The organism is Streptomyces dysideae (assembly GCF_001514305.1).
GTDB classification, from domain to species: Bacteria; Actinomycetota; Actinomycetes; order Streptomycetales; family Streptomycetaceae; genus Streptomyces; species Streptomyces dysideae.
The window spans coordinates 14,574-27,600 of the sequence record NZ_KQ949107.1 but is presented as its reverse complement, the minus strand read 5'-3'; the positions used below and the strand labels follow the sequence as shown (position 1 = coordinate 27,600).

Genomic DNA, 13,027 nt, shown 5'->3' with positions numbered 1-13,027 from the left:
GCCGGTGGAACCCCCCACGTAGTGAACGATCACCTGCAGACATCTTGACCGCTCAGGTGAACGATCACTAAGTTGCCCCTGCTGTTGTCGGACACCTCATCGCTCCCGGTACTTCGTGGCTTTTCTGTGCGCCCTCGGGCCGAGCCACGGCCGGGCACCTTCCTCCCCGCCGGGCACCGGTCGGTATCACCAGATCAAGGGAGATCACGTGTATACGGTCATGCGCAGAACGGGCCGTCGGCCCCGAAGATGGGCCGGCTCCCTGGCCGCCGGCATCCTGCTCCTCGCGGCCTTCCTCACAGCTCCGGCCGCCTCCGCCGCCGAAACCCCCGGCGCGACGTTCATCAACGAGACGTTCGACGCTCAGACGAACCCCGCGAACTTCGGGTTCCCGGTCGGGGCCGCCATCGGCAACGGCGTACTGGATGTCACGAAGGGCATGGGCAACTACACGACGTCCGTGCGGCCGTTCGCGTCGTCGATCACCCAGGAGAAGACGCTCGACCTGCGGTTCGACTGGAAGACGGCCATCAGCAGCACCGGCATGAAGACCGGTCTGGAACTGCGCGACAGCGCCGGACGCCTGGTCTTCGGCATGGCCGCGACCGGCGCGGAGTTCCGTCACGCCGCGACCGGACCCGACTCGGACTCCACCTCCGCCCCGGACTCGCTCAATCCCACCTGGACCAAGATCAGCTTCGACCGGACCAAGTGGTACACGGTCGATCTGCACATGGACTTCACCCTCGGCAAGGTCCAGTACACGGTCACCAGCAAGGAAGCCGCGCCGACGGTGCTGGTCTCCACCACGAAGACCATCACGGGACAGAACCTGGCGAAGTTCGTCGCCTGCAACTACTACGGCACCGGTGTGCAGTCCATCGACAACTTCCGCCTGACCCGCCCCGCGAACCCCGCTTACGGATCCCTCAACGGCTCGTCCGTCTACGCCTTCGGCGACAGCATCGTCTGGGGACACAAGTACTCCCGCAGTTTCATGAACTTCCTCGCCGAACGTGAAGGCATGACGCTGACGAAGTACGCGGTGAACGGCGCGACCGTGGGTCCGACCAGCAACCAGATCCTCACCCAGGTGAAGAACGCCAACGCGCAGGCGCCCGACTTCGTCGTCTTCGACGGCGGCACGAACGACGCCGGCGAGATCTTCAACAACCACACCTACACGGTCGGCACCGTCAGCGCCTCCCAGGACCCCGCCACGTTCGACACCGGCACGTACGCCGGAACGCTCGAAACCACCATCCGCACGATGCGGCAGAAGTGGCCGTCCGCCCAGCTCGTGTACGTGGCCGCCCACAAAATGGGCTCGCGGGACTGGGACACCCAACTCGCCCTGCGCCAGGTGTACCTGCAAGCCGCACAGAAGTGGGGCATCGCGGTGGCCGACGTCTTCGCGGACGCGACCCTCGACACGCGTGCTGACGCCCAGCGGGTGGCGTACACGTTCGACAACCTCGTCAACACCTTCCCAGGCAGTGGCGGCACCGGGACGCACCCGAACATCGCAGGCATCACCGACTTCTACGTGCCCGTCCTCACATCGACACTGTCCCAGCTGGCCGACACGACGACGCTCAAGGCGCGGCACTCCGGCAAGTGCGCCGAGGCGGTCGGCTCCTCGACCACGGCCGGCGCCGCGATCGAACAGGCCGGCTGCTCGGGCGGCGGCGACCAGCGGTGGCAGCTGCACGACGTCGGCGGGGGCTACTACCAGATCCTCTCCCGGCACTCGGGACTGTGCCTGGACGTGGCCGGCTCCTCCACGGCGAACACGGCCGCGATCGTCCAGCAGACCTGCGACGGCCGCCCCAGCCAGCAGTGGCGGCTGAGCGACACCGGCACCGGCTACGCCGCAATCATCGCCCGTCACTCCGGCAAGTGCCTCGACGTGGACCGGGCCCTCATGACGGACGGCGCCCGACTGCTGCAGTACACCTGCTGGAACAGCGAGTCGCACAGGAACCAGCACTGGACCGTGCAGGTCTGACATGAGGAACGCGAGCCGCCGGGTGACGGCGGATTCGGCGGCCGGCCGCACGGCCCGGACAGGGACCATGCGGCCGGCCGGGCCGGACGATCCGCAGGGCAGCCGGGCTCGACCGGCCCATGCGCTCGGGTCCGGCGAGACGGCAAGAGGAAGGGATCCGGCCTGCCATGGAGAACTCGGCAGTACAGTACCGATGGGCGTGCGGGGCGTGGAGATGCGGCGGGGGGCGGCACGGTGGACGCGGACACGGGACCGGAGAGAGCGGAGCGGGACGTGAAACGGCCGAAGCCGCCGTCCAGAAAGCGTCCCACCATCCTCGACGTCGCGGCGCACGCGGGGGTGTCGCATCAGACCGTCTCGCGCTTCCTGCGGGGCAACGGCGGCATGAAGCCGCAGACGGTGGCCCGCATAGAACAGGCCGTGGCCGAGCTGGACTACCGGCCCAACCTGGTTGCGCGGTCGATGCGCACCCGCAAGTCGAACCGCGTCACCGTGGTCCTGCCGGCCATGACGACCTTCGTGCCCTCGCAGATCCTGCGGGGAGCGTCCGCCGAGGCACAGGCGGCCGGTTACCTGCTGGACATCGTCGGCCTGGAAGGCGACGAACGGGTCAGGGGCGACCGTGTCCGCGCCCTGCTGGACTCCGGTCAGGCCGAAGGAGTGCTGACCTTCACCCCCATCGGCGACCTGGAGAAGCTGGGGCTGGACCATACTCCGACCGTCGTCATAGGTGAGTACGACGACCAGATGCGGTCCCACGGGATCACGGCTGACGGCGAGCCGGCCGCCATGATCATCGATCACCTCGTCTCCCTGGGCCATCGGCGTTTCGTCCATGTCGCCGGCAGCACGGACTGGATGTCGGCACGCAAGCGACGCGAGGTCTATCTGCGAACGGTCGCCGAGCGGGGCCTGGAGAACTACGCCGTCATCGACGGTGACTGGTCCGTGCGGTCCGGATACGACGCGGCCCAGGGCCTGTCGGCGGACTCCGGTGTCACCGCGGTTCTCGCCGCCAACGACGACGTCGCCATGGGCGTGATCCGTGGCTTCCAGGACCGCGGGTGGCGCGTCCCGGAGGACGTGAGCGTCTTCGGCTGGGACAACCAGGAGTTCACCGCGTACTTCAACCCGTCCATCTCCACCGTGGATCTCGACCGCGAGGCCCTGGGCCGCCGGGCCATGCGGGCCCTGCTCGCCCGCATCCGCGAGGAGACCGAGCCGGAACTGCATCTGGACCTCGACTGCCGCCTCGTGCTGCGCGAGTCGTCCGGACCGGCGAGGACGAACCACACCATGTAGCCCGTCGGCCCCACCAACCGGCCGTCGTACAACGGGCGTCCGGGCGGACATACGCGCCCGAACCCCCGTCCGCACCGCGCGATGAACGCGCTGACCCGGCATGTTCGCGCACGGTGGCGTTCCGCTTCCGTACCGGTCCGGAACCGGTGAAGTCGCACTAAGTACCCAAGCGTTATGCAGAGACCTCTTGACCGAGATGTGGCCGGTTATTACGCTCGCCGCGTGAACGTTCACTATTGCTGACGCACACAGCCCTCAACTCGGCGCGACGCTCGCGGTCAACCCCGCGGATCAGCTCGGCACACCGACCCAAGGCTCCAGCGTACGTTCACAACAACCCCTGTCAGAGCCGCTGCGGCCCACCCGGGATCCCGACGAGCCGGGCCAGCGGCGGGCAACCGGATCGCAAGTAACTTTCGCGGCCCGCAAAGCAGCCGAGTTGTGCAGTCGGACGCCACGCGGCGAAACAGCCGGCGTCCTACGCCGGCTTCCTGAGACGACGTTTCCCCCGTCTGGGCACACCGCCCAGTGATGGCAGCAGAGGAGCCCCACCATGAACCACTCGTCCCGTCCGAGCAGACGCTCGCGACTCCGTGCGGTCGGCATGACCTGTTCGGTCTTCGCCCTCGTCCTGTCCGCGGGCTGCGCCGCGGACTCCTCCGGCAACGACGGCGGCAAGACCGTCATCCGGTTCAACTGGTGGGGGTCGGACGTCCGGCACGAGCAGACCAAGCAGATGATCGCGTTGTTCGAGAAGGAGCACCCGGACGTCACCGTCCAGGTCGAGTACTCCAACTGGGACGACTACTGGAAGAAGCTGTCGACCAGCGCGGCCGCCGGTGACATGCCCGACGTCCTGCAGATCACGGACCCGTTCATGTACTCCTACATCGACAACGGGCAGCTGATGGACCTGAAGAAGGTCAAGGACGTGCTCAACACCGACAAGCTGCCCCCGAACTCGATGTCGATGACGACCGTGAAGGGCGGCCTCTACGGCGTCCCAGCCGGCGACAGCGCGTTCGGCGTCGCCGTGGATCCGGCGGCGTTCGAGAAGGCCGGTGTGCCCATTCCGGACGACACCAAGTGGTCGTGGGACGACTACGTGAAGACCGCCACCGCCATCGCCGAGTCGAAGTCGAAACTGGTCGGCAGTGTGATGCCTCTCTACCCCAACATGGTGGGCCCCTGGCTGCGGCAGCACGGCGAGGACTACTGGACCGAGGACGGCAGCGAGATCGGTTTCACCGAGAAGACCATGGCGGGCTACTGGGAATGGGTCGTCAAGCTGCGTGACAGCGGTGGCACGACCAGCCCGGAGGCCGCGATCGAGGCACTGGCGTCAGGAGCCGGTATCGAGCAGAACCTGGTCGCCCAGCACAAGGCGGCCATGACCGAGATGTCCGTCACCCAGCTCGGCGCGCTCGAGACCGCCAGTGAGCGCGAGACCAAGCTGCTCCTCTTCCCCGGTGAGGACGGTGCCGCCCAGGTCGGCGCCTACACCAAGCCCGGCGTCTTCTACGGGGCCTCGGCGCGGACCGAGCACCCCAAGGAGGCCGCGCAGCTGCTCGACTTCCTGGTCAACTCCCCCGAGGCGGGCAAGATCGGGAAGTTCGACCGTGGTGTTCCCGTCAACCCCGACGTGCTCAAGGCGATCACGCCCGAGCTGTCACCTGCCGAGAAGCGGATCGCCGACTACCTGGCCCGTGCCAACGCCTTGAAGCCGACCGCAGTGCACCTCCCCAACGCGAAGGCCGGTCCCGCTGTCCCCGAGATCTTCCAGCGTCTCAACGAGGACGTGCTGTTCGACCGTCTGTCGCCGAAGGCGGCGGCCAAGAAGTTCATCTCCGAGATCAAGTCCCAGCTCTGAGCTGCCACATGTAGTAGCGCTTCCGGAAGGAATCCCCGCTGTGTCCGATCCGCGCACGAACGATCCGCGCATGAACACCTTTCGCAGTCGACTGCCGGGAGTCGTCTACGGCGGGGACTACAACCCGGAGCAGTGGCCGAGGGAGGTGTGGCAGGAGGACGTCCGGCTCATGCGAGCCGCGGGCGTGCGGCTCGTGAGCCTGGGCGTCTTCTCCTGGGCCATGCTGGAGCCGGCCGACGGCGAGTTCGACTTCTCATGGCTCGACGAGATCATGGACCTGCTGTGGGCGAACGGCATCCATGTCAACCTCGCGACGCCGAACGCCGCGCCACCTCCGTGGCTCGCCACGGATTTCCCCGAGATCCTGTCGGTGGACCGGCAGGGAGTGCGGCACGGCATCGGCAGTCGAGGACACTTCTGCCCCTCCTCCCCGGTCTACCAGGACCGCAGCCGGCGCATCGCCACCAAGCTGGCCGAGCGGTACGGGAGCCATCCGGCACTGGCCATGTGGCACATCGGCAACGAGTACCACTCCGACTGCTTCTGTGACCTGTGCGACGACCGCTTCCGCGAGTGGCTGCGGCAGCGCTACGGCACCCTCGACGAACTCAACCACCGGTGGGGCACCGAGTTCTGGAGCCAGCGCTACGGCGACTGGTCCCAGGTGCACCTGCCCCGACCCGTGCGCGGCTGGGTCAATCCCACCCGTGAGCTGGACTTCTCCCGCTTCACCTCCGACCTCCTGCTGGAACTGGTCACGCAGGAGCGCGACCTGCTCCACCAGATCACCCCCGATGTGCCGGCGACCACCAACTTCTTCGGGTGCCGGCTGACCGACAGCCACCGGTGGGCGAAGGAACTCGACGTCGTCGCCTTCGACTGCTACCCCGACCCCGGCAAGCCGCACTCGATGTCCGTCGCCGCCTTCCAGTACGACCTGATGCGCACCCTGCGCGACGGGCAGCCCTGGATGCTGATGGAACAGGCGGCCGGCGCGGTGAGCCAGTGGAAGACCAACCAGGTCAAGCAGCCTGGCCGGATGCGTCTGGGCTCCTACCAGGCCGTCGCGCACGGCTCCGACGCGGTGATGTTCTTCCAGTGGCGGGCCTCACGCCAGGGGCAGGAGAAGTTCCACTCCGCGATGCTCCCGCACGGCGGAGAGAAGACACGGACCTGGCAGGAGGTCAAGGCCCTCGGCAACGAACTGCGGGCCATCGACGAGATCGCCACAGCGCGCACCAGCGCCCAGGTCGCGATCGTCTGGGACTGGCAGAACTGGTGGGCCGTGGAAGGCTGCGCCCACCCGGACAACGCCTTCGACTACCGGGACACCGTCGCCCGGCACTACCGGGCCCTGTGGAACAGCCAGGTCGCCGTCGACGTCGTCACCCTCGACGACGACCTGTCGCCCTACCGCGTCCTGGTCATCCCCAACCAGTACCTGATGACACGTCAGCACAGTGCGGCTGTGCACAGGTTCGTGGAGGACGGCGGCCATCTCGTCGTCTCGTACTTCTCCGGGATCGTCGACGAGGACGACCGGATCGTCGAAGGCGGATATCCGGGGGCCCTGCGCGAGGTCATCGGCGCGCATGTGCAGGAGTTCTCTCCGCTGCCCGCCGAGGCCACGGTGCCGGTCCGGGCGGCAGCCGAACAGACCGCCCTGACCGGTTTCCTCGCGATCGCTTCCCTGTGGCAGGACGACCTCGAAACGGAGACCGCCCGACCGCTCGCCGTCTACCGCAAGGGGCATCTCGCCGGCAAAGCCGCGGTGGTCGAGCACGAACTGGGCCAGGGCCGTGCCGTGTACGTCGGCACACGTCTGGACGACGACGCCCTCGAGGCCCTGGTGCGGTACGTGCTGGATCGTGCCGGGGTGCGACCGGTGCACGCCGCACCACGAGGCGTCGAGGTCACCGAGCGACGGACGGACACGAATGTGTACCTGTTCCTGCTGAACCACCGGCAGGACAAGGCGACCGTCACCCTCGACCGCTCCGGCACCGACCTGATCACCGGACGCCGCCTGGAGGCCGGGCAGACGCTCGTCCTCGACGCGGCGGACGTCGCCGTCGTGCGCTGTCCGCATCGCAGCACGCCGAGCCGTCGCCGAGCGACTCCCGAACCCGCACCCGATCCAAGAACCCGAGGACGATGACTGTGCTCCGCAGACCCCTCAGCCAGGCGGCCAGAAAAGAAGAACGGACCGCATGGGTCTTCCTCCTGCCGTGGTTCGTCGGCATGGCCGGCGTCATGCTCGGCCCGATGATCGCCTCGCTGTACTTCTCGATGACCGATTACAACCTGCTGAGCTCTCCCGAGTGGGTGGGCTTCGAGAACTACAGCAAGATGCTCGACGACCCCCGGCTGCGCCAGTCGCTGAGCGTGACCTTCGCCTACGTCGCCCTCAGTGTGCCGCTGCTGCTGGCGGTCGCCCTCGCCCTGGCGATGGTCCTCAACCGGGGCATCAAGGGGCTGGCGTTCTACCGGTCCGTCTACTACCTGCCCTCGCTCCTCGGCGCCTCGGTCGCCGTGGGCATCCTGTGGCGGCAGGTCTTCGGCACCGAAGGCCTGGTGAACAAGTTCCTCGGTCTCTTCGGCATCGACGGGCCCGGCTGGATCTCCAACCCGGACACCGCGCTGTACAGCCTCGTCGTCCTGCACGTGTGGACCTTCGGCTCCTCCATGGTGATCTTCCTGGCCGGCCTGCGGCAGATCCCCGAGCAGTACTACGAAGCCGCCGCCCTCGACGGCGCCGGCCGCTGGCACCAGTTCCGGCACGTCACCGTGCCACTGCTCACCCCGATCATCTTCTTCAACCTCGTTCTCCAGGTCATCAGCTCCTTCCAGTCCTTCACCCAGGCGTTCGTCGTGAGCGGGGGGACGGGAGGGCCCTCGGACTCGACCCTCTTTTACTCGCTGTACCTGTACGAGGAGGGCTTCGGCCGGCTCCACATGGGCTACGCCTCGGCCATGGCGTGGCTGCTCGTGGTGATCGTCGGTGCCCTGACCGCAATCAACTTCTACTTCAGCAAGAGATGGGTGTTCTACGGTGACGGTAAGTGAGATGACACCTCTCAAGGCCGAAGACGCTCCTTCGCCTGCTCCCGCTCCCTCTCCTCCTCCTGCCGCGCAACGCCGCAGGCGGACGGCTCGCATACGGGCGTGCCTCAGGCACATCGTGCTGATCGCCTTCGGGCTCGTGATGGTCTACCCGCTGCTGTGGATGATCGCCAGCTCGGTCAAACCCGACGCCCTTATCTTCCGTGAGCCCTCCCTGCTGCCCACGCAGACCGACTTCGGGCACTACGCCGACGGCTGGAACGCGCTGTCGCACCCGTTCGGTGTCTACCTGCTGAACTCGGCGATCGTCGTCCTGGGGGCACTGCTGGGCAACCTGGTCAGCTGCTCCATGGCGGCCTACGCCTTCGCGCGGCTGAAGTTCCGCGGGCGGGCCTTCTTCTTCGGCATGATGATGCTGACCCTGATGGTGCCGATCTACGTCCTGATCATTCCGCAGTACGTGATGTTCTCGGAGATCGGGTGGGTCAACACGTTCCTCCCGCTGATCGTTCCCAAGTTCCTGGCCACGGACGCCTTCTTCATCTTCCTGATGGTCCAGTTCTTCCGGGGTCTTCCCACCGAACTGGACGAGGCGGCCAAGATCGACGGAGCAGGGTACTGGCGCATCTACTTCCGCATCCTGCTGCCGATCTCGTTGCCGGCCCTGGCCACCACCGCCATCTTCACCTTCATCTGGACGTGGAACGACTTCCTGAGCCAGTTGATCTACCTGACCAGACCCGAACTGCAGACGGCGCCCGTGGCCCTGCGCAACTACGTGGACGCCACCAGCGGAGCCTCATGGGGATCGCTGTTCGCGATGTCCGTCGTCACGCTGATCCCGGTCTTCATCGTCTTCCTCGTCGGCCAGCGCTACCTCGTCAAGGGAATCGCCACCACGGGAATGAAGTAGACCTTGGCCTGTGCCTGGGGCCCGGCGCTCGGGTCGGGTCCTCCGGGTTCCTCGGGTTGGGGTGGGCAGAGGCAGCGCCGTTTGGCAGGTGGCTGGCCTGGGCTACGGCGGCCATCGGCTCGCCCGCGAGGGCGATGTGGTCGTCGTCTCCGTCAGTTACCGGCTTGGCGTGCTTGGCTATCTGCGCGCGCCGGGGATCTCCGAAGGCAATCTGGGCCTGGCCGACCAGCTTGCCGCGCTGCGGTGGGTGCGCGAGAACACCGCCGCGTTCGGCGGCGACCCGGACGCGGTGACCGTGGCCGGTCAGTCCGCCGGCGCCCACACCGTGCAGTGTCTGCTGGGCATGCCCGACGCCGAGGGGCTGTTCCGCCGGGCCGTCGTTCAAAGTTCCCCCGCCGCTCTCGGCCTCGGGAGCGCCCGCGGCGCCCGGAAGGCCGCCGAACGGTACCTCACCCGGCTCGGCGCAGACCCGCGTACCGTCCCCGTCGCCGATGTCCTGGACGCCCAGACCGCTCTCGCGCGCGAGGCGGCAGGCAGACTCGGGATCCGCACGGTCCCCTTGTTCAGGCCGGTCGCCGGAGTCGGCCCGCTCCCGGACCCAGCACGCTGGGCCGCATGCCTGGCAGGCCGAGCTCCCGGTCTGGACGTCATCATCGGCACCACCGGGCGGGAGATGAGCGCCTTCTACGCCCTGAACCCGGCGCTGCGCCGCCTGCGCCGGGTCCCGGCCCTGGGTTCGGCGACTGCGGACGCTGTGGAACGTGCCGCGGGTGCGGCCTTCTTCGACGGTCCCGCCCGCCGCCTGGCTGCCCGGCTGAGCGAGGCGGGTGCCCGCGTGTGGACCTACCGGGCCTGCGTTCCGCGGACTTCCTGAAGTCCATCGGTTTCGACATCGACGAGGAGCTGTGGTCGATCGACGGCACGGACTGCTCGCCGTGCGACAACAAGGTCCCCGACAGCCACTGAACAGTCCTACGCCGGCCCCTGTCCTCGGTCCCCAGGAGGACAGGGGCCGGCCTTCGCGAAGAGGAATCGCCTTGCCCGCACAACACGACATCGCTGCCGAGACGGAGCTGTGGGACACCTTCGCCGCTTCTGCCTTCAAGGACGACGCGGAACCGAGCTTCTGCTGGACTCAGTACGCCGGACACGGACCCGGTCCGCAACTGCTCGGCGACTCGCGTTCCGTCCTGGAGATCGGCTGTGGCACCGGCCGCGCTCTCGCCTACCTCGCTCAGCGCGGCATCGCCGCTCGGGGTGTTGACCTGTCTCCCGTCATGGTGAAGAAGACCACCACGAAGTGGGCGGGCACCGGCGCGGAGTTCGTGTGCTCCGAGGTGCTGGAGTACCTGAGCGAGCACGAGGAGGTGTACGACGCGGTCTACTCGATCTTCGGCGCCGCCTGGTACACCGACCCGGGCCGTCTCTTCCCCCTTGTCCATCGGAGGCTCAGACCTGGCGGTGTCTTCGTGTTCTCGCAGCCGCCGGCCATCCCCGGCGCGTACGGGCCGCAGGGCATGTACAAGGGAGGCTTCGCTGGAAAGGCGATGTTCACCTACCGCTACAGCTACCGTCCGGCCGTCTGGGAGCGCCTGCTCACCCTGGCCGGGTTCGCCACGGCCAACGCACGGGTCCTCGACGCGCCTCACCCCGGGCACATCGGGACGCTCCTCGTCCGCGCGGTCGCTCCGTGACCGACCCCGGTCGGGAGTGTCTTCTTGCTTCGATCTGCGACGGCTGATTCAGGGCCATGCGGGAAGTGGGGTGCTCGGTTCGCATCGGTGCGCCGGCCGTATCCAGAGGCTGTCCTGCTCCGACCCGTTCGGCGTCCCGCTCCGGCCTCGGAGCGGGGCCGGAATGCTTGCCGCACGCAGACTTGATGGAGCGCGCGGTGCGGTACGAGTCCGTCAGCCCTCGCCGTCAGGGTCGGCAGTGGGGGCCAGGTAGTGCTGTACGCGGAGGATCAGCACGACGTCATCGCGGTAGTCCTCCTGGTACCAGATCATGACGGGCCCTTCGGCGTGGGTCTTGACGCCGGAGGCGGATTCCTGGATGTCGAAGGGGTGTCCGATGCGGCGGACGCCGACGGCTTCGGCGATGCGGCGGGCGAGGTCTTCGACGTCTTGTCTGTGGGGCTCAGGGAGGTCGCCGACGACGTGTTCGGCGTCGGGGTTGTACTCCCAGGTCCAGTCACTCACGCGGCGTCGGCCTCCGCGTCGGCGAGGATGCGGCCGAGTTCGGCGGAGGCGGCGCGGCGGGCGTCTTTGTCTTCACTGGTGGCGACGATGTGTTCGCAGGCGTGGAAGCGGGTGGCTCGTTCGGGCCACCGCTGGACGGCGACCCATGCCCACCAGTGATCGACGAAGTGGCGGCCGGGCAGGAGGCTGAACTCGTCGCGGGCCTGGTTCATGGCTTCGGCCCAGTGGGTGTCGAACTTGGGCAGGGCTTCGGGGGCGAGGCGGGCGACGGCGACACGGAGAGCGGCGGGGTTCCTGTCCGGCATGGGGAGGAGCGGCCCCGCGGGCGTGTCGGTGAGCGTGGTCATGAGCGGCGATCCTTTGCGGTGGCGGCGTTCGTCAGGCGGCTACGGGGGCGGGCGTGGTCTGCTTGAGTTCGTCACGCTGGGCAGTGGTGACCATGCATGCGTACGGGTGGATCTCGCCTCGGGCGTAGGCGTCCAGAAGGATCTCGCAGAGCGCGGACATCGAGCGGACCTGGTCCTTTGCGCGACGCCTGCCGGCGCTGGTCCATACGGTGTCGGTTGCGAAGATGGTCCGGCCGCGGCGGGGCCCGGCCTCCGAGCTGGCGGTGGTACGGGACAGGGTGAGGGCCCCGGCGGCGTAGTCGGTGAGGGCTCGGCTCATGATCCAGATGAGAGGTAGTCCCTCGCTCTTGGCGCGTTCGCCTGCGCTCTCCCATACGGCCTTCCCGATGTTGGGGGCGCGTTCCGTCTCTCCTGCCGCAGGCATGCTGGGCTCCGGTTCTCGTGACGTCGTTTCCTACCAATCGAAACGGTACTACGGGGCAGTGCGCCATGTCGCACGTGGAAGCGGTGACGTTGCCCTGGTTCCAGTGCGCCGTATCCAGACCTGGGCAGATCCGTGCGAAGTCACGTCACGCGTCGGCGCCTCCAGTTCCGGCCAGGGAGCGGGCCGCCGCGCTCGCGGCACGCAGGCCCACACGACGTGACATTGGTCGGGGAGTCGTTGGGCGGGGTGCTCGCCCTGACCACCGCGGCCGATCTGCCGGAGCGGGTACGGCGTGTCGTCGCGGTGAACGCGTACGACTACCGCGACGGCATCGCCCGCTCCAGTGTCCTCGCGCGCGTGGTGACCGGCGGGATCATCGCTCCTGGGGTGGGCCCGGTGATCGCCCAGCAGGAACCCAAGCCCGTCCTGCGCAGAATCCTGCAGGGCGGCGTGGGCGACAAGACCGCTTTTCGGGAGGACTACCTGGACGAGCTCCTCCGGTCAGGCAGGCGTCCCGGCTTCCCGACCGTCGCCCGCGCTCTGTACCGGAACATGCCCAGCCTCATCGCGGCCCGCGCGCGCTACCCCGAGGTCAAGGCCCCCGTCCACCTCGTCTACGGCGAGAACGACTGGTCCCGGCCCGCGGACCGTGAGGCCAACAAGAGGCTGCTGCCCGCCGCCGATTTCACACAGGTGCCGGGAGCGCACCACTTCGACGCACTGGAGAGGCCGGAGGTGGTGGCCGACCTGTTGAACGCGGCGGCGTGACCGCCCCAACAGTGCCGTGGCCACTCCCGTCCCGTTCGGGGGTGGAGCGGGATGAATTTCGACTCCACGATGTCGCGCAACGGCGTCGTGGTGGGTGAGGGAGGGGTACTTGGCGGTGATGCCGATGGAGTGGG

Annotated in this window: 13 protein-coding genes; 10 read left to right on the top strand and 3 right to left on the bottom strand. The window is 67.9% G+C overall.

The window, feature by feature from the left end:
• Nucleotides 1-208 precede the first annotated feature (208 nt).
• The 9 genes from AQJ91_RS36825 (at nucleotide 209) to AQJ91_RS36790 (ending at nucleotide 10,850) form a co-directional block, all read left to right on the top strand.
• Nucleotides 209-2,008 carry an RICIN domain-containing protein gene (locus AQJ91_RS36825; RefSeq protein ID WP_067030574.1) on the top strand — a complete coding sequence of 600 codons (1,800 nt, stop codon included), beginning with the start codon at nucleotides 209-211 and terminating at the stop codon, nucleotides 2,006-2,008.
• 273 nt (nucleotides 2,009-2,281) lie between these two features.
• On the top strand, nucleotides 2,282-3,310 hold the full coding sequence (locus tag AQJ91_RS36820; RefSeq protein WP_067030815.1) for a LacI family DNA-binding transcriptional regulator: 1,029 nt from the start codon (nucleotides 2,282-2,284) through the stop codon (nucleotides 3,308-3,310).
• 553 nt (nucleotides 3,311-3,863) lie between these two features.
• A complete protein-coding gene (locus AQJ91_RS36815; protein ID WP_067030571.1) occupies nucleotides 3,864-5,180 on the top strand; it encodes an ABC transporter substrate-binding protein in 1,317 nt (438 codons plus the stop codon).
• 70 nt (nucleotides 5,181-5,250) lie between these two features.
• On the top strand, nucleotides 5,251-7,338 hold the full coding sequence (locus AQJ91_RS36810) for a beta-galactosidase (RefSeq protein WP_079085512.1): 2,088 nt from the start codon (nucleotides 5,251-5,253) through the stop codon (nucleotides 7,336-7,338).
• A complete protein-coding gene (locus AQJ91_RS36805) occupies nucleotides 7,335-8,246 on the top strand; it encodes a carbohydrate ABC transporter permease (protein ID WP_067030565.1) in 912 nt (303 codons plus the stop codon). The genes AQJ91_RS36810 and AQJ91_RS36805 overlap by 4 nt, the downstream gene beginning before the upstream one ends.
• Nucleotides 8,247-8,361: 115 nt before the next feature.
• Nucleotides 8,362-9,156 (top strand): carbohydrate ABC transporter permease, encoded by a 795-nt coding sequence (locus AQJ91_RS36800; RefSeq protein WP_234383260.1) that lies wholly within the window; start codon nucleotides 8,362-8,364, stop codon nucleotides 9,154-9,156.
• A 10-nt stretch (nucleotides 9,157-9,166) separates the two neighbouring features.
• On the top strand, nucleotides 9,167-10,030 hold the full coding sequence (locus tag AQJ91_RS36795; protein ID WP_079085500.1) for a carboxylesterase family protein: 864 nt from the start codon (nucleotides 9,167-9,169) through the stop codon (nucleotides 10,028-10,030).
• Nucleotides 9,994-10,122 carry a hypothetical protein gene (locus tag AQJ91_RS57550; RefSeq protein WP_267891278.1) on the top strand — a complete coding sequence of 43 codons (129 nt, stop codon included), beginning with the start codon at nucleotides 9,994-9,996 and terminating at the stop codon, nucleotides 10,120-10,122. The genes AQJ91_RS36795 and AQJ91_RS57550 overlap by 37 nt, the downstream gene beginning before the upstream one ends.
• Before the next feature lie 71 nt (nucleotides 10,123-10,193).
• Complete coding sequence (locus AQJ91_RS36790) at nucleotides 10,194-10,850, top strand: class I SAM-dependent methyltransferase (protein ID WP_067030557.1); 657 nt, start codon at nucleotides 10,194-10,196, stop codon at nucleotides 10,848-10,850.
• Nucleotides 10,851-11,063: 213 nt separating this feature from the next.
• Here AQJ91_RS36790 and AQJ91_RS36785 read toward each other — a convergent pair whose 3' ends face one another.
• Genes AQJ91_RS36785 through AQJ91_RS36775 form a run of 3 tightly spaced genes read right to left on the bottom strand, consistent with a single transcriptional unit; the run spans nucleotide 11,064 to nucleotide 12,125 of the window.
• Nucleotides 11,064-11,354, bottom strand: a complete 291-nt coding sequence (locus tag AQJ91_RS36785) for a hypothetical protein (RefSeq protein WP_067030554.1) — start codon at nucleotides 11,352-11,354, stop codon at nucleotides 11,064-11,066.
• A complete protein-coding gene (locus tag AQJ91_RS36780; RefSeq protein ID WP_067030551.1) occupies nucleotides 11,351-11,701 on the bottom strand; it encodes a DUF6247 family protein in 351 nt (116 codons plus the stop codon). Before AQJ91_RS36780 ends, AQJ91_RS36785 begins: the two co-directional genes overlap by 4 nt.
• A gap of 31 nt (nucleotides 11,702-11,732) precedes the next feature.
• A complete protein-coding gene (locus tag AQJ91_RS36775) occupies nucleotides 11,733-12,125 on the bottom strand; it encodes a hypothetical protein (protein ID WP_067030549.1) in 393 nt (130 codons plus the stop codon).
• Between the two features lie 132 nt (nucleotides 12,126-12,257).
• Here AQJ91_RS36775 and AQJ91_RS36770 point away from each other — a divergent pair, with 132 nt between their 5' ends.
• Nucleotides 12,258-12,893, top strand: coding sequence for an alpha/beta fold hydrolase (locus AQJ91_RS36770; protein ID WP_267891274.1), 636 nt, complete (start codon nucleotides 12,258-12,260; stop codon nucleotides 12,891-12,893).
• Nucleotides 12,894-13,027 lie beyond the last annotated feature (134 nt).

Excerpts from the sequence above, each read along its gene's own strand:
- AQJ91_RS36805 (WP_067030565.1), top strand. The coding sequence starts at position 7,335 with ATGACTGTGCTCCGCAGACCCCTCAGCCAGGCGGCCAGAAAAGAAGAA.
- AQJ91_RS36780 (WP_067030551.1), bottom strand. The coding sequence starts at position 11,701 with ATGACCACGCTCACCGACACGCCCGCGGGGCCGCTCCTCCCCATGCCG.
- AQJ91_RS36815 (WP_067030571.1), top strand. The coding sequence starts at position 3,864 with ATGAACCACTCGTCCCGTCCGAGCAGACGCTCGCGACTCCGTGCGGTC.
- AQJ91_RS36775 (WP_067030549.1), bottom strand. The coding sequence starts at position 12,125 with ATGCCTGCGGCAGGAGAGACGGAACGCGCCCCCAACATCGGGAAGGCC.
- AQJ91_RS36810 (WP_079085512.1), top strand. The coding sequence starts at position 5,251 with ATGAACACCTTTCGCAGTCGACTGCCGGGAGTCGTCTACGGCGGGGAC.